This window comes from Pseudomonas atagonensis, assembly GCF_011369485.1.
Classification (GTDB): domain Bacteria; phylum Pseudomonadota; class Gammaproteobacteria; order Pseudomonadales; family Pseudomonadaceae; genus Aquipseudomonas; species Aquipseudomonas atagonensis.
This window is the reverse complement of the sequence record NZ_VXCA01000025.1, coordinates 28,065-45,281: the sequence shown is the minus strand read 5'-3', so window position 1 is coordinate 45,281 and position 17,217 is coordinate 28,065. Positions and strand designations below refer to the sequence as shown.

Below are 17,217 nucleotides of genomic sequence, written 5' to 3'. Positions count from 1 at the left end.
ACTTGGCTCCACGACAGCGAACCCCGTGGAGTGAGCATGACAACAACAATTTCCCCCGACTCGCGCTGGACGCGGCGGCGTGACGAGAAGCAGCGTCGCCTCGACAAGGTGCGCGGGCTGGCCGACGGTGTGGTGTTGCCCACCGACAAGATCGTCGCCGCGCTCGAAGCGCTGATCCATCCCGGCGACCGAGTGGTGCTGGAAGGCAACAACCAGAAACAGGCGGATTTCCTTTCCCGTTCCCTGGTCAAGGCTGACCCGGAAAAGCTCCACGATCTGCACATGATCATGCCCAGCGTCGGTCGCTCCGAGCATCTCGACCTGTTCGAACGCGGCATCGCCCGCAAGCTCGATTTCTCCTTCGCCGGCACCCAGAGTCTGCGCATCAGCCAGTTGCTTGAAGACGGTCTGCTGGAAGTCGGCGCGATTCACACCTACATCGAACTTTACGCCCGGCTGGTGGTGGATCTGATCCCCAATGTCGTGCTCTCGGCCGGGTTCATGGCCGACCGTGCCGGCAACATCTATACCGGCCCGAGCACCGAAGACACCCCGGCGCTGATCGAACCGGCCGCGTTCAGCGACGGCATCGTCATCGTCCAGGTCAACCAATTGGTCGATGACGTCAGTGAACTGCCCCGCGTGGATATCCCGGCCTCTTGGGTCGATTTCGTCGTGGTCGCCGACAAGCCGTTCTACATCGAACCGCTGTTTACCCGCGACCCACGGCATATCAAGCCTGTGCATGTGCTGATGGCGATGATGGCGATTCGCGGCATCTACGAAAAACACAACGTGCAGTCGCTCAACCACGGCATCGGTTTCAACACCGCGGCCATCGAATTGATCCTGCCGACCTACGGCGAGTCCCTCGGCCTCAAGGGCAAGATCTGCCGCAACTGGACGCTCAACCCGCACCCGACGCTGATCCCGGCGATTGAAAGTGGTTGGGTCGAGAGCGTGCATTGCTTCGGCACCGAGCTGGGCATGGAAAACTACATCGCCGCCCGCCCGGACGTGTTCTTCACCGGCCGCGACGGCTCGCTGCGCTCCAACCGGATGTTCTGCCAACTGGCCGGGCAGTACGCGGTGGACCTGTTCATCGGCGCAACCCTGCAAGTCGATGGCGATGGTCATTCTTCAACCGTAACCCGTGGTCGCCTCGCCGGCTTCGGCGGCGCACCGAACATGGGTCACGACCCGCGCGGCCGTCGTCACGGCACTCCGGCCTGGCTCGACATGCGCCATGACGATTCGCAGCAACCGATGCTCGACCGCGGCAAGAAACTCGTGGTGCAAATGGTCGAGACGTTCCAGGAGGGCGGCAAACCGACCTTCGTCGAAACCCTCGACGCGGTCGAAGTGGCAAAGAAAAGTGGCATGCCGTTGGCGCCGATCATGATCTACGGCGACGACGTCACTCACCTGCTCACCGAAGAAGGTATCGCTTACCTGTACAAGGCGCGCTCGCTGGAAGAGCGCCAGGCAATGATCGCCGCTGTTGCGGGCGTCACCGCCATCGGCCTGCGGCACAACCCGAAAGATACCGAACGCATGCGCCGCGAAGGCCTGATCGCCTTGCCCGAAGACCTCGGCATCCGCCGCACCGACGCCACCCGTGAATTGCTCGCGGCGAAGAGCGTGGCCGATCTGGTCGAGTGGTCCGGCGGCCTCTACAACCCGCCCGCCAAGTTCAGGAGCTGGTAATGCACGCACTCAACCTGCAAGCGAAACCGCTGTCCCTGGCTGACCGACTGGCCGATCTGGCGGTGGACGCGTTGATCGACGAAGCCGATCTGTCGCCGAAACCGGCGCTGGTCGATCGTCGTGGCAACGGCGCGCACACCGATTTGCACCTGGGCCTGATGCACGCGTCGGCGCTGTCATTGTGGCCGGCGTTCAAGGAAATGGCCGAATCTGCATTGGCCATTGGCGAAGTCGGCCTGCCATTGCGCGAGGCGATTGGCCGGATCGGCCGTGAAGGCGAACAGGCAATGCTCGCGACCACCAACGGCGTGAACACGCATCGCGGGGCGATCTGGGCCTTGGGCCTGGTGGTGACGGCCGCTGCGCTGGAACCGCAATCTTGCGGCAACAACGCGGTTTCCCTGCGCGCCGCCCGTCTGGCCTTGCTGGATGATCGCTACGCCCCACAACCCTTGAGCCACGGCGCGCAGGTCGCGCTGCGTTACGGCGCTCGCGGTGCCCGCGAAGAAGCGCAGCTCGGCTTTCCTTCGGTGCTGCAACGCGGCTTGCCACAACTCAAACGCAGCCGCGCGAGCGGTCACGGCGAACAGAACGCGAGGCTCGATGCTTTGCTGGCGATCATGACCGACCTTGCTGACACCTGCGTGCTTTACCGCGCCGGCGAAGAGGGTTTGCAAGCCATGCAACTCGGCGCGCAAGCGGTGCTCGACGCCGGTGGCAGCGCCAGCCTCAGCGGTCGTCGGCGCCTGCACGAGCTGGATCAACAACTCATCGCATTGAATGCCTCGCCCGGTGGCGCCGCCGACTTGCTAGCCGCCACACTGCTGCTCGACCGTATCGAGCGCGACGGCATCCTTCAGGGAGCGTTTTGATGGAAACCTTATCGTTTGAATTCCCCGCCGGGCAGCCGCCACGTGGGCGTGCGCTGGTCGGTTGTGTCGGCTCGGGTGATCTGGAAGTGCTGATCGAACCGGGGCTGGCCGGCAAGCTGACGATCAATGTGCAGACCTCGGTCAACGGTGCGCAGCAGCGCTGGCAGCATCTGTTTGCGCGGATGTTCGACGGCACCACGCCGCCGGCCATGGCCATCGATATCCACGATTTCGGCGCGACACCCGGCGTGGTGCGTCTGCGTCTGGAACAAGGTTTCGAGGAGATCGGCCATGACTGACAGCGCAGCGTTGCTCAACAAACACAGCTTCGTCGAACTCGGCGCGCGGCAACGGGCGAAAGCCTTACTTGATGCCGGCAGCTTTCGCGAATTGCTCGACCCGTTTCAACGCGTCATGTCGCCGTGGCTCGAACGCCAGGGCGTGGTGCCGCAGGCCGATGACGGCGTGGTGATCGCCAAGGGCAAGCTCGATGGTTTGCCGGTGGTCATCGCGGCGATTGAAGGCGCGTTTCAGGGCGGCAGCCTCGGTGAAGTTGGCGGGGCGAAGATTGCTGGCGCGTTGGAGCTGGCCGCCGAAGATAACCGCAAAGGCATCCCGACCCGCGCGGTGTTGTTGCTGGAAACCGGTGGCGTACGTTTGCAGGAAGCCAATCTTGGGTTGGCGGCGATTGCTGATATTCATGCGGCGATTGTCGATTTGCAGCAGTACCAACCGGTGGTCGGTGTGGTCGCCGGTAGCGTTGGCTGCTTTGGTGGCATGTCGATTGCCGCCGCGCTGTGCAGCTATTTGCTGGTGACTCAGGAAGCGCGCCTCGGCTTGAACGGCCCGCAGGTGATTGAGCAGGAAGCCGGGATCGAAGAATACGACTCGCGCGACCGGCCTTTCATCTGGAGCCTGACCGGTGGCGAGCAGCGTTTCGCCAGCGGTCTGGTGGATCGTTATGTCGCCGATGACGTGGCGAAAATTCGTCAGCAGGTTGGCGAATTGCTGCAACTAGGTCTGCCGGCACAACCGCGCAGCCAACGTGCCGAATGGTTTTTGCAACGCCTCGGCAGTCTGAACACTGACCCGCAAATCGAACCGTCGGTGGTTCGCGATCTGTATCAAGGAGAGCGCTCATGAATGGTTATTCCGTGCGCGGTTTGAACTGGTTCAACGCATTGAGTGCGGGCGCTGTGGTGGTTGAAGGGCTGCCGGCCTCGTTGAAGGTTGCTGACGCTGAGCTTGGGCGTTTTATCGCGGTGGTTGCTGACCCGGACAGTCGTTTTCCTCGCGCTCGTAATGGCGAAGTCGGTTTGCTCGAAGGTTGGGGTCTGGCCAAGGCTGTGGATGACGCGATCATTGCCGATCGCGATAAAGCGCAGAAGCGCCCGTTCATCGCCATCGTCGATGTGCCGAGTCAGGCCTACGGCCGGCGCGAAGAAGCGCTCGGCATTCATCAGGCGCTGGCCGGTGCGGCGGACAGTTATGCCCGCGCACGTTTGGCCGGGCATCCGGTGATTGCGCTGTTGGTGGGCAAGGCCATGTCCGGGGCGTTTCTGGCTCACGGTTATCAGGCTAATCGCTTGATCGCTTTGCGCGATCCGGGCGTGATGGTGCATGCGATGGGCAAGGCTTCGGCGGCGCGGGTGACGTTGCGCAGTGTCGAGGAACTGGAAGCATTGGCCGCCAGTGTGCCGCCGATGGCCTATGACATCGACAGTTACGCCAGCCTCGGTTTGCTCTGGGAAACCCTGTCGGTGCAGCAGATCGAACAGCCAACCGCAGAAGATCTGGCACGCGTCAGCGAATGCCTGAAGCAAGCCATCGGTGATGTCGCCAGCACTGATTTAAGCAATCGCCTTGGCGCAAAAAATCGTGCAGCCTCCAGCAAAGTCCGTGAACTGCTGAGGGCGCAGTGGTGAAAACGCCTCTGGCCCATGACTTGCTCTGGGGCATGACGCCTGCGCAGTTGCCGGCGGATGCGCCGCTGTGGGCCGTCGAGTCGCTGGCGTCCGGACAACCGGTGGTGGTGCGGCGGGCGTTGAGTGCTGAAGGTTTGGTCGCGGTCGGCGTGCGCGGTGTGCTGCGCGAGCAACGGCTGGCAGCGTTCATGACGGTCGATTCGATTGCCTGTCGGGTCAGCCCCGAAGCGCTGTGTCACGTCGACCGCGAACGCGATCTGCCGGTCATGCACGCACTCAAGCAACTGCGGCCAATGCTCGATGATTGCGGTTGGGTCTGGGGTATCAGCGGCAGCGTCGGGTTTGAGTTGGCCAGTGGTTTTAGAGCAATGCACGCGGCCAGTGATCTCGATCTGATCCTGCGTACCCCGCAGATGATCACGCGTAATCAGGCACGCAAACTGGTCGTGCTATTCGATCAGGCTGTGTGCCGAGTCGACATGCAGTTGCAGACGCCGTTCGGCGCCGTGGCCCTGCGTGAATGGGCCGGCGGTTCGGCGCGCGTGCTGCTGAAAAATACTCATCAGGCTTGTCTGGTCATTGATCCGTGGAACCCGCAGGAGCAGGCAGCGTGAGCAGCCTGCTGGTGTTCCCCGGCCAGGGCGCGCAGCAAGCGGGCATGCTCCAGCGCTTGCCTCGGGAAACGTTGGTCGAGGCCAGCGATGTGCTGGGCGAAGATGTTTTGCTACTCGATTCTGCCGAAGCATTACGCACGACAAGGGCGGTTCAGCTCTGTCTGTTGATCGCCGGCGTGGCTGCGTCGCGGCAGTTGTTAGAGGACGGACTGACGGCGGATTACGTCGCCGGCCTGTCCATCGGCGCTTATCCGGCAGCGGTGGTCGCCGGGGCGTTGTGCTTCAGCGATGCGTTGCATCTGGTCAGCCTGCGCGGTGATCTGATGCAACAGGCTTATCCACAGGGCTACGGCATGACCGCGATCATCGGTCTGCAGTTATCCACCGTCGAGACGCTGCTGGTGCAGGTGCACAGTGAGGATGCGCCGGTGTATCTGGCCAACATCAACGCCGACAATCAGGTGGTGATTGCCGGCAGTGACGAAGGGATGCATGCGGTCGCCGAACTGGCGCGCAGTCGTGGCGCCGGCCTGGCGAAACGTCTGGCGGTGAGTGTGCCGTCGCACTGTCCGCTGCTGGAAGAACCGGCGCAAACCCTCGCCGAAGCTTTCGCCAGGGTTGAACTGAAAACGCCGCAGATCGCTTACCTGAGCGGCAGTCGCGCGCGGCCTGTGACCAAAGTAGCAGCGCTGCGTGATGATCTCGCCTTCAACATGTGCCGCGTGGTGGATTGGCGCGGCACCGTGCAAAGCGCCTACGAGCGCGGTGTGCGTCTACAAATCGAATTGCCGCCCGGTGCCGTACTGACCGGACTGGCGCGCCGGGTGTTCGAGCAAGGCACCGTCACTGCCTTCGACAGTGCTCGCCTCGACACCTTGCAGGCGCTGCTGCGCGAGGAGGGAAGCCGCCAACCCTAAACCGCCGCGACTCAAGCTTCGAACAACAAAAACAACATTCGACGATGCACTTTGAGGACTACAACAATGATTATTTACGGTGTGGCGTTTCTCGCCTTTTGCACGCTGGTGGGTATCTGGGTCGGTGAACTGCTTGGCAAGTTGATCGGTGTGCCGGCCAACGTCGGCGGCGTCGGCATTGCGATGCTGCTGTTGATCGGGCTGGGCAGTTACCTGAATAAAAGCGGCTGGCTTAAAGGCAAGACCGAGCAGGGCGTCGAGTTCTGGAGTGCGATTTACATTCCGATCGTGGTCGCCATGGCGGCGCAGCAAAACGTTTACGGCGCGCTGAAGGGCGGGCCAATGGCGATTCTCGCGGGAACGCTTGCGGTGGTCATCGCCTTTGCCTTGGTGCCAGTGCTGGTGCGCCTCGGTAACAAGGAACCGGCGCCGATCACTCCTGCCAAGACTGCGGGGTGAGCGCCATGTACGAATCCATGATGAAAGTCATCACCGGCTACGGTTTGATCAGCGGTTTCCTGATTGTCGGCCTGACCATGTGGGTGTCCTACTGGATGTCCAACACCTTCACCAAAGGCCGTTTGCACGGCTCGGCCATCGCCATTTTGCTGGGACTGGTGCTGTCGTATGTCGGCGGTGCGCTGACCGGCGGGCAGAAAGGCGTGGTGGATATTCCGCTGCTGTCGGGCATCGGACTGCTCGGTGGCGCGATGTTGCGCGATTTCGCGATTGTCGCCACGGCGTTCGGTGTCAGTGTCGATGAGTTGAAGCGCGCCGGGTTTGTCGGGGTGCTGGCATTGTTTGTCGGTGTGGGCACGTCGTTTGTCGCCGGGGTCGGCGTGGCAATGGCCTTCGGTTATACCGACGCGGTGAGCCTGACCACCATCGGCGCGGGGGCGGTGACTTACATCGTCGGCCCGGTGACAGGGGCGGCGATTGGCGCGAGTTCCGAGGTGATGGCGCTGTCGATTGCCGCCGGGCTGATCAAAGCGATTCTGGTGATGGTGATGACGCCGTTCGTGGCGCCGATGATCGGCCTGAACAACCCGCGCAGTGCGGTGATTTTCGGCGGGTTGATGGGCACCTCCAGCGGCGTGGCCGGCGGGTTGGCGGCGACCGATCCGAAGCTGGTGCCTTATGGGTGTCTGACGGCAGCGTTCTATACCGCACTTGGGTGCTTGCTCGGGCCTTCGCTGTTGTTCCTGGCGATGCGCGGGTTGATGGGGTAGCTGCAAAAAAAGCTGCCCTCACCCTAGCCCTCTCCCGGGGGGAGAGGGGACTGACCGAGGTGTTTTGGCGTTATACATCGACCTGAAAGTCGTGAGTCGAACTCAGGCCTTGAAACCCGTGGAGATCTGCTCCCTTTCCCCCTCGCCCCCTTGGGGGAGAGGGCTGGGGTGAGGGGGTAGCTCTTGATCTTGATCTAAACCCCGACCTGTCGATTGGCGTACATCCGACACTCCGCCAGCAACGCCAACAAATTCGGATCCCGCTCTTTAGCCTTCAAAAACACCACCCCAATGTGCTGCTGCAACCGATACTTCTCCTGCAACGGAATCAGCTTCACGCGGTTCTCGTACACCGCCGCAATCCTCCCCGGCAGCAACGCATAACCGACCCCGGAGCTGACCATGCTCAGCAGCGTGAAGATGTCATTCACCTGCATCGCCACTTTCGGCTCGAACCCCGCCTGCTTGAACACCCGATTACCGTCCTGATGGGTGGCAAAACCCTGGGTCAATGTGATGAACGTTTCATCGCGCACCTCAGCCAAATCCACTTCACTGCGCTGGGCAAACTTTGAATCTGCCGGCGTGGCGAGGAAGATGTCATCGGAGAACAGCGGGATCTGCTCGCAGTCCGGGTCGTTGATGCTGTCGTCCAGCGACACCAGAATCGCGTCGACTTCCATGTTTTTCAGCTTGTAGAGCAGGTCGATGTTTGAGCCGAGAATCAGGTCGATGTTGAGTTCACTGCGGCGGATCTTCAGGCCCATGATCAGTTGCGGCACGGTCTTCACCGTCAGCGAATACAGCGAGCCGAGCTTGAAGCGTTCGGCAGAAAAACCAGCGGCTTCGCGGGTCAGGCGTACGCTTTCGACAACATCGTTGATCAGCTTCTGCGCGCGCTCTTCCAGCACATAAGCGCTTTCCAGCGGCGTCAGGTTGCGTCCTTCGTGTTTGAACAGCGGGCAGCGCAGTGCGCTTTCCAGGGAGTGAATCGCGCGGTGCACGCTGACGTTGCTGGTTTGCAGCTCGGCAGCAGCGCGGGCGAGATTGCCGGTGCGCATGAAAGCGAGGAACACCTCGAGTTTTTTCAGGGTCAATTCTTCGTCGATCAGCATGGCGCGGACTCTTTTTGGTATCGGCCGATTGTGCCCAATTACCACGACGCGCGCAGGCTCGTGTTGAACGGAAACATTGCGCTTTTACGCTCAAGGCCCGAGCCTTGCGCGTTGCGGTACGAATTTTGAGGTGAGCGACACATGTATCACGGGGAAAGACTCAACGCCTGGACGCATCTGGTCGGGGCGGTGGCGGCATTTATCGGCGGCGTGTGGATGCTGGTGATCGCCAGCCTCGACGGCAGTCCGTGGAAGATTGTCAGTGTGGCAATTTACGCATTCACGCTGCTGGTGCTTTACAGCGCATCGACCGTTTACCACAGCGTGCGCGGGCGTAAAAAAGCAATCATGAAGAAGGTCGATCACTTTTCGATCTACCTGTTGATTGCCGGCAGCTACACGCCGTTCTGTCTGGTGACCCTGCGCGGGCCGTGGGGCTGGACGCTGTTCGGGATTGTCTGGGGGCTGGCGCTGATCGGCATTTTGCAAGAGATCAAGCCGCGCTCCGAGGCGCGGATCCTGTCGATCGTGATTTACGCGGTGATGGGCTGGATCGTGCTGGTGGCGGTCAAGCCGCTGATCGCAGCGTTGGGAACGACGGGTTTTGCCTGGCTGGCGTCGGGCGGTGTGTTGTACACCGTGGGGATCATCTTTTTTGCTCTGGATCACCGGTTGCGGCATGCGCACGGAATCTGGCACCTGTTCGTGATTGCCGGGAGCCTGCTGCACTTTGTGGCGATTCTTTTCTACGTCCTGTGAATGCGATTTCGGTGGGAGGGGGCTTGCTCCCGAAGGCGTCAGGTCAGCCAACATCCTTGTTGAATGACATACCGCATTCGGGAGCAAGCCCCCTCCCACAGTGGAATTCCAGCGAACACAAGTTTTTTGTACACCCGAGATCTGCTGTGGGAGCGGGCTTGCTCGCGAAGAGGCCTTAGAAGTCACCCCAAAGTTGCTGGGCCACGGCCAATGCGACCACCGGTGCTGTCTCGGTGCGCAACACCCGTGGGCCAAGACGAGCGGCGTGGAAGCCGTTGCCTTTGGCCTGCTCGACTTCGGCGTCGGACAACCCGCCCTCCGGGCCGATGAGGAAAGCCAGGCTTGAAGGTTTGGCATGGCTGACCAATGGCTCTGCCACCGGATGCAGCACCAGTTTCAAATCGGCTTGGGTCTGTTTGATCCAGTCGGCCAGCATCACCGGAGGATGAATCACCGGCACCTGTGAACGCCCACACTGTTCGCACGCGCTGATCGCCACCTGACGCCAATGCAGCAGACGTTTGTCGGCGCGTTCGTCCTTGAGCCGCACTTCGCAGCGTTCGCTGAAGATCGGGGTGATTTCATTTACGCCAAGCTCGGTGGCTTTCTGGATCGCCCAGTCCATTCGCTCGCCACGGGACAGGCCTTGGCCGAGATGGATCTGCAGCGGCGATTCGACCTGCCCGGCAAATTGCTCGTCGATCTGTACGACCACGCGTTTTTTGCCGACCTCCACCAGCGAACCGCGAAACTCATGGCCGGAACCGTCGAACATCTGCACCGCATCGCCCTCGGCCATGCGCAGCACGCGGCTGATGTAATGCGCCTGGGCCTCCGGCAATTCGTGTTCGCCAGTGCTCAGGGGGGCGTCGATAAAGAAGCGGGACAGTCTCATTTCGGGTCTCTAAAAAAATGGCTCATAGTCGCTGTGGTGCAGAGCTTTTGTGGCGAGGGGATTTATCCCCGTTGGGTGGCGAAGCCGCCCCAAAATCTGCTCACGCGGTGAGTCAGGAGTACCGCGTGTGCTGATTTCACGACTGCTGCGCAGCCGAACGGGGATAAATCCCCTCGCCACAGGGGGCTTGTGAAGGTTTAGCCTGGATCACGGAAGCCCGGGTGGAAATCCTTCGGCACGGCCACGCTGACGCTGTCACGCGTAGCAATGTCGATGCCTTCGCTGGCGACTTCGGCGAGGAAGTCGATCTGCTCCGGGGTGATCACGTACGGCGGCAGGAAATACACCACGCTGCCCAGCGGACGCAGCAACGCGCCACGCTCCAACGCATGCTGGAACACCTTCAAACCACGACGTTCCTGCCAGGGGTAGGCCTCTTTCGTGGCTTTATCCTTGACCATCTCGATGGCCAGCACCATGCCGGTCTGACGCACTTCGGAGACGTTCGGGTGATCGACCAGATGCGCCGTCGCCGAGGCCATGCGCTGAGCCAACGCCTTGTTGTTCTCGATGACGTTGTCCTGCTCGAAAATATCCAGCGTCGCCAGCGCTGCCGCACAGGCCAGCGGATTGCCGGTGTAGCTGTGCGAGTGGAGGAAGGCGCGCAGGGTTGGATAGTCGTCGTAGAACGCGCTGTAGACCTCGTCGGTGGTCAGGCACGCTGCCAACGGCAGATAGCCGCCGGTCAGAGCCTTGGACAGGCAGAGGAAGTCCGGGCGGATGCCGGCCTGTTCGCAGGCGAACATCGTCCCGGTGCGACCGAAGCCGACGGCGATCTCGTCGAGGATCAAATGCACGCCGTATCGGTCGCAGGCTTCGCGCAGCAGTTTGAGGTACACCGGGTGGTACATGCGCATGCCGCCGGCGCCTTGAATCAGCGGTTCGACGATCACTGCCGCGACACTGTCATGATTCTCGGCCAAGGTCTGTTCCATGGCCGCGAACATGTTGCGCGAGTGTTCTTCCCAGCTCATGCCTTGCGGGCGTCCGTAGCAATCCGGGCTTGGCACCTTAATGGTGTCCATCAGCAGGGCTTTGTAGGTTTCGGTGAACAGCGGCACGTCGCCAACCGCCATCGCCGCCATGGTTTCGCCGTGGTAGCTGTTGGTCAGGGTGACAAAGCGCTTCTTCGCAGGCTGGCCGCGATTGAGCCAGTAGTGAAAGCTCATTTTCAGCGCGACTTCGATGCAGGACGAACCGTTATCGGCGTAGAACACCCGATTCAGGCCTTCCGGCGTCATCTTCACCAGACGCTCGGACAGCTCGATGACCGGCTGATGGCTGAAACCGGCGAGAATCACGTGTTCCAGTTGATCGACCTGATCCTTGATGCGCTGATTGATGCGTGGATTGGCGTGGCCGAACACGTTGACCCACCAGGAACTGACCGCGTCGAGGTAGCGCTTGCCTTCGAAGTCTTCGAGCCAGACGCCTTCGCCGCGCTTGATCGGGATCAGCGGCAGCTGTTCGTGGTCTTTCATCTGGGTGCAGGGATGCCACAACACCGCGAGGTCGCGTTGCATCCACTGGTTATTCAGGCCCATTTACAGTCTCCTCGAGGCGGCTCGCGTCAGGCGCGGGCAAACAATCGCGCAAGCCTATGCAATGCGTCGCGTCGGAACAACCCATTGTGTCGATTGAGCTACTTTGTATGGGCCGATAGACGTCGCTGGCGGCGTTTTGATGGCTGACGTATTCTTCGCGGTTCTTTGGGTCGTCTGACCCGCAAAATCGCTTTTTCCTACGTGTTTTTCCGGAGTTCGCTGAATGTCTGTCGGTTGGCTGCGCGCCTGTGCGCTGGTGATGTTGGGGCTGTTCAGCGTTACGGCGCTGGCCAAGGATAAAACCGCAATCGTGATCGGTGGCGGCCTGTCGGGCCTGACCGCCGCTTACGAACTGCAAAACAAGGGCTGGCAGGTCACGCTGCTGGAAGCCAAACCGAGCCTGGGCGGTCGCTCCGGCATGGCCACCAGCGAGTGGATCGGCAACGACAAGACGCAGCCGGTGCTGAACAAGTACGTCTCGACGTTCAAGCTGGGCACCACGCCAGCCCCGGAATTCGTGCGCACGCCAGGTTATCTGATCGATGGCGAGTATTTCTCCGCCGCCGATCTGGCGACCAAGCAACCGGCGACTGCCGATGCCCTGAAGCGCTACCAGAAAACCCTCGATGATCTGGCGCGTTCGATCGACGATCCGCAGAACCCGGCGGCGACCGCCACTCTGCACGCACTGGATCAGATCAACGTGTCGAGCTGGCTCGACAAGCAGAACCTGCCGGCGACCGCGCGTCAGTTGATCAACCAGGACATCCGCACCCACTACGACGAACCTTCGCGTCTGTCGCTGCTGTACTTCGCCCAGCAGAACCGTGTGTATCGCGGCATCTCCGACCGTGACCTGCGCGCTTCGCGTCTGGTTGGCGGCAGCCAGGTGCTGGCGCAGGCGTTCGTCAAGCAGATCAAGACCATCAAGACCAACTCGCCGGTGTCGGCCATCACTCAGGACAAGGACGGCGTGACCGTCAAGGTCGGCAGCGTTGGCTACCAGGCTGACTACGTCGTGCTGGCCGTGCCGCTGCGTGCGCTGAACAAGATTGCCCTGACCCCGGCGCTGGACGCCCAGCACCTGGCCGCGATCAAGGGCACCAACTATGGCTGGCGCGACCAGATCATGCTGAAGTTCAAGACGCCGGTGTGGGAAAGCAAGGCGCGCATGTCCGGCGAGATCTACAGCAACGCAGGTCTGGGCATGCTCTGGATCGAACCGGCCCTGAAGGGTGGCGCCAACGTGGTGATCAACCTGTCCGGCGACAACGCCCGCGTGATGCAGGCGTTCGGTGACAAGCAGATGGTCGATCAGGTGCTGATTCGTCTGCACGCCTTCTATCCACAGGCCCGTGGCTCGTTCACCGGCTATGAAATCCGTCGCTACAGCACCGACCCGTCGATGGGCGGCGCGTACCTGGCCTTCGGCCCGGGCCAGATCAGCAAGTTCTGGCGCCTTTGGGAACGTCCACTGCAACGCGTAGCGTTCGCCGGCGAACACACCGACACCTTGTACCCGGGCACACTGGAAGGCGCGTTGCGCACCGGTCAGCGTGCGGCCAGCCAGGTTGAAGACCTGGCGGCAGGCAAGTCGTTTGAACCGGCTAAAGTGGTTCCGGCCGCCGCAGCGGCAGGCGCGGCGGGTGCCGTGGCAGCGAAGAAGGGCAACTTCTTCAGCAACCTGTTTGGCGGTTCGGATGACGACAAGAAGCCAGAGCCTGTGAAGGCTCCTGAGCCGGCTCCGGCTCCGGTCGCTCCAGCGCCTGCGCCAACCCCGGCTCCTGCGCCAGCCCCGGTGGAAGCACCGAAGCCAGCGACCCCGGTGAAAGCTGAACCGGCGAAGAAAGCGGCGGCCAAGCCTGCGGCGAAGAAGCCTGCGGCTAAAACCGAAGCGAAAAAAACCGCGGCAAAACCGGCAGCGAAAAAGGCTGAACCGGCGAAGAAACCAGCGACCAAACCGGCTCCGGCAGCAACGACCGATACCAAAGCCCAGTAAGGCTTTGCGGTGAATGAAAAAGCGCGGCTTTCATGCCGCGCTTTTTTATTGCCTGTCAGTCGGTCCGGTCAGTGGAATCTGCGAGCAGCCAACTAACATCCCGCCACACTTTCGCCTTTAATCTTTCCTTAACTCCCCTGTTCAAGACTCTTGATCGTATTTCTCGATATTTCAAAGCGAAATTTTCCGCTTTAATTCGATAGATAACTCGCTAGTCTTGGTTCGCAGTTCTCACAGGATTTGGGCAATGCAGCTACGTAATTCTTCTTCGCGCTACGGTTGGGTCAGCATCTTCATGCACTGGGGCGTGGCGCTGGTGGTTTTCGGACTGTTTGCGCTGGGTCTGTGGATGGTCGGGCTGGATTACTACAGCACCTGGCGCAAAGACGCGCCGGACCTGCACAAGAGCATCGGTCTGGTGCTGTTGGGTGTGATGGTGTTGCGGGTGCTGTGGCGCTTTATCAGCCCACCGCCGCCGACGCTGCAAAGCTACAGCCGCATGACCCGTATCGGCGCCAAATTCGGTCACGGGTTTCTGTACCTCGCGCTGTTTGCTGTGATGATTGCCGGTTACCTGATTTCCACCGCAGACGGTGTCGGGATCCCGGTTTTTGGCCTGTTTGAAGTTCCTGCACTGGTCTCCGGACTACCGGATCAGGCAGATACCGCTGGGGTGATTCATCTCTGGCTGGCGTGGGCGCTGGTAATTTTTTCCGGCCTCCATGCGTTGGCAGCATTGAAGCACCACTTTATCGATCGTGATGCGACCCTGACGCGAATGCTCGGTCGCAAAGCCTGAAGTTCAACCTCGACTCAAAGGAAAAGAAAGCATGTTGAAAAAGACTCTGGCCGCTCTGGCAATCGGTTCTGCGCTGCTCTCGGCCCAAGCCATGGCAGCGGACTACAAAATCGACAAGGAAGGTCAGCACGCCTTCGTTGACTGGAAAATCAGCCACCTGGGTTACAGCTTCATTCACGGTACTTTCAAGGATTTCGACGGTACGTTCTCGTGGGATTCGGCCAAGCCGGAAGCCAGCAAGATCGCTGTTGATGTGAAAACCGCCAGCCTGTGGTCGAACCACGCTGAACGTGACAAGCACATCGCCAGCAAAGATTTCCTCGACGTAGGCAAGTTTGCTGATGCCAAATTCGTCTCCACCGGCGTTAAATCGACCGGCGAAAAGACTGCTGACGTGACTGGCGACCTGACCCTGCACGGCGTGACCAAGCCAGTAACCTTCAAGGCTACGTTCAACGGCGAAGGCAAGGATCCGTGGGGCGGCGAGCGTGCTGGCTTCAACGCCACCACCACCCTTAACCTGAATGATTTCGGGATCAAAGGCCCAGGTCCTACCTCGCAAACTGCGGATCTGGACATCTCGCTGGAAGGCGTGAAAGTTAAGTAACTTTCGTCTGCCACACAAAAACGCCCCCGGTCGAAAGGCCAGGGGCGTTTTTTATTGCCTTGTACCTTCCTTAAATCCCCTCGCCACAGGGTTCGATTCCAAAGTGAGGTTTGGCTGGAGCATAAAAAATGCCCCGGCTCTTTCGAGTCGGGGCATTTTTTATTGCCGCGTTGAATCAGCGATTGCGGGTCAGCAAGGCTGGTTTCTCGCCACGCGGACGGGTCGGCAGTTGATCGAGCTGCTCAGGGGTCGGGAAGCGGTCGGCCTTGGACTCCTTGTGCATGATCTTCGGCCCGTTGCTGCGCGGGTTCTGCACGGCTGGTTCAGCGCGTTGCTGATCGTCGCGGGCAGGACGGCGGTTGCGCGACGAGGACTCGTCACGACGACCCTGGCCGTCACGTGGCGCGCCATTGCGCGGGCCGCTGCGTTTGGCCGGTGGTGTGCCGGTGCTCGAGCCGTTGCTGTTGCGCGGGCCGTTCTGGCGACCTTGCGACTGACCGCCGCGTGGTGCGCCGGAACCTGCGCCTGCGCCCTGGGCCGGTGCGCCTGGACGACGGCCACGGCCGCCGGCAGGATTGGCTTTCGGCACGTAATCAACGCGGTTACCGAAGTTATCGATATCGTCGTCAAGGAACTCGTCCGGGGCACGATCAGCCGCTGCCCGGGGAGGTTGGCTCGGACGTTGTTCACGGGCCGGAGTGCCTTCGCGCGGTTTCTGCTGGCGGGCAGGGCGCTCGCCACGTTCGCCGGCAGGTTTTTCCTTGCCCTTGTCCTTGCCTTTGTCTTTACGACCGCCGCCACCGCCGCCGCCATTCGGGCCGTCACCGCGTGGGCCGCGAGGATTGCGCGGGTTGCGCATGTCCGGACGCTCACGCACTTCCGGTTTCTCGGCTTCAATCGTGCTGGCATCGAAACCCATCAGGTCGCCGTCGGCGATTTTCTGCTTGGTCATGCGTTCGATGCTTTTCAGCAGTTTTTCTTCGTCCGGGGCCACCAGCGAAATCGCCTCGCCCGAACGACCGGCACGGCCCGTACGGCCGATACGGTGCACGTAGTCTTCATCGACGTTCGGCAGTTCGAAGTTGACCACGTGTGGCAACTGGTCGATGTCCAGGCCGCGGGCGGCGATGTCGGTGGCCACCAGGATGCGCACCTGGTTGGCCTTGAAGTCGGCCAGCGCTTTGGTGCGCGCGTTCTGGCTCTTGTTACCGTGAATCGCCACAGCCGGCAGGCCGTGTTTGTCCAGGTATTCGGCCAGACGGTTGGCGCCGTGCTTGGTGCGGGTGAACACCAGTACCTGTTCCCACGCGCCGGCGGTGATCAGGTGAGCCAGCAGTGCACGCTTGTGGCTGGCCGGCAGACGGAAGACGCGTTGCTCGATGCGCTCGACCGTGGTGTTCGGCGGCGTTACTTCGATGCGTTCCGGGTTGTGCAGCAGCTTGCCGGCGAGGTCGGTGATGTCTTTGGAGAAGGTCGCCGAGAACAGCAGGTTCTGACGCTTGGCCGGCAGACGTGCGAGGACTTTCTTCACGTCATGGACGAAGCCCATGTCGAGCATGCGGTCGGCTTCGTCGAGGACGAGGATTTCAACGTGGGACAGATCGACGCTGCCCTGGCCGGCGAGGTCGAGCAGGCGACCCGGGCAGGCAACGAGGACGTCGACGCCACGGGACATGGCCTGAACCTGCGGGTTCATGCCGACACCGCCGAAGATGCAGGCGCTGACGAATTTCAGGTCACGGGCGTAGATCTTGAAGCTCTCGTGAACCTGGGCCGCGAGTTCGCGGGTCGGCGTCAGGACCAGTACGCGCGGTTGGCGCGGGCCGTGACGCTGGGATTTGTCCGGATGACCGTTAGGGAACAACCGTTCCAGGATCGGAAGGGCGAAACCGCCGGTTTTACCGGTACCTGTCTGAGCCGCCACCATCAGGTCGCGACCTTGCAACACGGCGGGAATGGCCCGCTGTTGCACCGGAGTAGGCTCGGTATAGCCCGCATCTTCGATGGCGCGGACTAAAGCCTCGGAGAGACCGAGGGAAGCAAAGGACATGAGTAATCCTGTTTTAGTTAGGGCTTGGCCCAATGGGAGTCTTGCCTGGCGCGAATCACGTTTAAGAGGACGCAATCCCGTCCGGTCCTGCTGCGGTTCCGAAGGCACGTCAGGAGCGCTCGCGC

The 17,217-nt window shown here is 61.3% G+C and carries 17 protein-coding genes; 13 read left to right on the top strand and 4 right to left on the bottom strand.

The window, feature by feature from the left end; genetic code table 11:
- Positions 1-36: 36 nt before the first annotated feature.
- From mdcA to madM, 9 genes are all read left to right on the top strand, one after another.
- Complete coding sequence (mdcA, locus tag F2P67_RS15730) at positions 37-1,707, top strand: malonate decarboxylase subunit alpha (protein WP_166221481.1); 1,671 nt, start codon at positions 37-39, stop codon at positions 1,705-1,707.
- Positions 1,707-2,579: a triphosphoribosyl-dephospho-CoA synthase gene (locus tag F2P67_RS15725; protein ID WP_166221479.1), complete on the top strand. Its 873-nt coding sequence runs from the start codon at positions 1,707-1,709 to the stop codon at positions 2,577-2,579. The genes mdcA and F2P67_RS15725 overlap by 1 nt, the downstream gene beginning before the upstream one ends.
- The gene (locus tag F2P67_RS15720; RefSeq protein WP_003229075.1) at positions 2,579-2,878 is read left to right on the top strand and encodes a malonate decarboxylase subunit delta; all 300 of its coding nucleotides are present in this window, start codon (positions 2,579-2,581) and stop codon (positions 2,876-2,878) included. Before F2P67_RS15725 ends, F2P67_RS15720 begins: the two co-directional genes overlap by 1 nt.
- A complete protein-coding gene (locus F2P67_RS15715; protein ID WP_166221477.1) occupies positions 2,871-3,722 on the top strand; it encodes a biotin-independent malonate decarboxylase subunit beta in 852 nt (283 codons plus the stop codon). The genes F2P67_RS15720 and F2P67_RS15715 overlap by 8 nt, the downstream gene beginning before the upstream one ends.
- On the top strand, positions 3,719-4,504 hold the full coding sequence (gene mdcE, locus F2P67_RS15710; protein ID WP_166221475.1) for a biotin-independent malonate decarboxylase subunit gamma: 786 nt from the start codon (positions 3,719-3,721) through the stop codon (positions 4,502-4,504). Before F2P67_RS15715 ends, mdcE begins: the two co-directional genes overlap by 4 nt.
- Positions 4,498-5,118, top strand: coding sequence for a malonate decarboxylase holo-ACP synthase (locus tag F2P67_RS15705; RefSeq protein WP_166221473.1), 621 nt, complete (start codon positions 4,498-4,500; stop codon positions 5,116-5,118). The genes mdcE and F2P67_RS15705 overlap by 7 nt, the downstream gene beginning before the upstream one ends.
- Positions 5,115-6,035: a malonate decarboxylase subunit epsilon gene (gene mdcH, locus F2P67_RS15700; RefSeq protein ID WP_166221471.1), complete on the top strand. Its 921-nt coding sequence runs from the start codon at positions 5,115-5,117 to the stop codon at positions 6,033-6,035. The genes F2P67_RS15705 and mdcH overlap by 4 nt, the downstream gene beginning before the upstream one ends.
- 66 nt (positions 6,036-6,101) lie before the next feature.
- On the top strand, positions 6,102-6,494 hold the full coding sequence (gene madL, locus F2P67_RS15695; protein ID WP_025109166.1) for a malonate transporter subunit MadL: 393 nt from the start codon (positions 6,102-6,104) through the stop codon (positions 6,492-6,494).
- A 5-nt stretch (positions 6,495-6,499) separates the two neighbouring features.
- Positions 6,500-7,264, top strand: a complete 765-nt coding sequence (madM, locus tag F2P67_RS15690; RefSeq protein WP_038861195.1) for a malonate transporter subunit MadM — start codon at positions 6,500-6,502, stop codon at positions 7,262-7,264.
- A gap of 194 nt (positions 7,265-7,458) precedes the next feature.
- On the opposite strand, the gene F2P67_RS15685 is transcribed toward madM, so the two are convergent.
- A complete protein-coding gene (locus tag F2P67_RS15685) occupies positions 7,459-8,379 on the bottom strand; it encodes a LysR family transcriptional regulator (RefSeq protein WP_166221469.1) in 921 nt (306 codons plus the stop codon).
- A 141-nt stretch (positions 8,380-8,520) separates the two neighbouring features.
- Here F2P67_RS15685 and trhA point away from each other — a divergent pair, with 141 nt between their 5' ends.
- Positions 8,521-9,138, top strand: coding sequence for a PAQR family membrane homeostasis protein TrhA (trhA, locus tag F2P67_RS15680; RefSeq protein ID WP_025109169.1), 618 nt, complete (start codon positions 8,521-8,523; stop codon positions 9,136-9,138).
- Between the two features lie 175 nt (positions 9,139-9,313).
- Here trhA and F2P67_RS15675 read toward each other — a convergent pair whose 3' ends face one another.
- A complete protein-coding gene (locus F2P67_RS15675) occupies positions 9,314-10,033 on the bottom strand; it encodes a 16S rRNA (uracil(1498)-N(3))-methyltransferase (protein WP_166221467.1) in 720 nt (239 codons plus the stop codon).
- A 197-nt stretch (positions 10,034-10,230) separates the two neighbouring features.
- The gene (locus F2P67_RS15670) at positions 10,231-11,637 is read right to left on the bottom strand and encodes an adenosylmethionine--8-amino-7-oxononanoate transaminase (RefSeq protein ID WP_166221465.1); all 1,407 of its coding nucleotides are present in this window, start codon (positions 11,635-11,637) and stop codon (positions 10,231-10,233) included.
- A gap of 223 nt (positions 11,638-11,860) precedes the next feature.
- Between F2P67_RS15670 and F2P67_RS15665 the strand changes: the two genes are divergently transcribed.
- From F2P67_RS15665 to F2P67_RS15655, 3 genes are all read left to right on the top strand, one after another.
- Entirely contained in the window at positions 11,861-13,636 is a 1,776-nt protein-coding gene (locus F2P67_RS15665) for a flavin monoamine oxidase family protein (RefSeq protein ID WP_166221463.1), read from the top strand.
- Between the two features lie 247 nt (positions 13,637-13,883).
- Entirely contained in the window at positions 13,884-14,435 is a 552-nt protein-coding gene (locus tag F2P67_RS15660; protein ID WP_166221461.1) for a cytochrome b, read from the top strand.
- 31 nt (positions 14,436-14,466) lie between these two features.
- The gene (locus F2P67_RS15655; protein WP_166221459.1) at positions 14,467-15,042 is read left to right on the top strand and encodes a YceI family protein; all 576 of its coding nucleotides are present in this window, start codon (positions 14,467-14,469) and stop codon (positions 15,040-15,042) included.
- A gap of 175 nt (positions 15,043-15,217) precedes the next feature.
- Here F2P67_RS15655 and rhlE2 read toward each other — a convergent pair whose 3' ends face one another.
- Positions 15,218-17,092: an RNA helicase RhlE2 gene (gene rhlE2, locus F2P67_RS15650; protein WP_166221457.1), complete on the bottom strand. Its 1,875-nt coding sequence runs from the start codon at positions 17,090-17,092 to the stop codon at positions 15,218-15,220.
- Positions 17,093-17,217 lie beyond the last annotated feature (125 nt).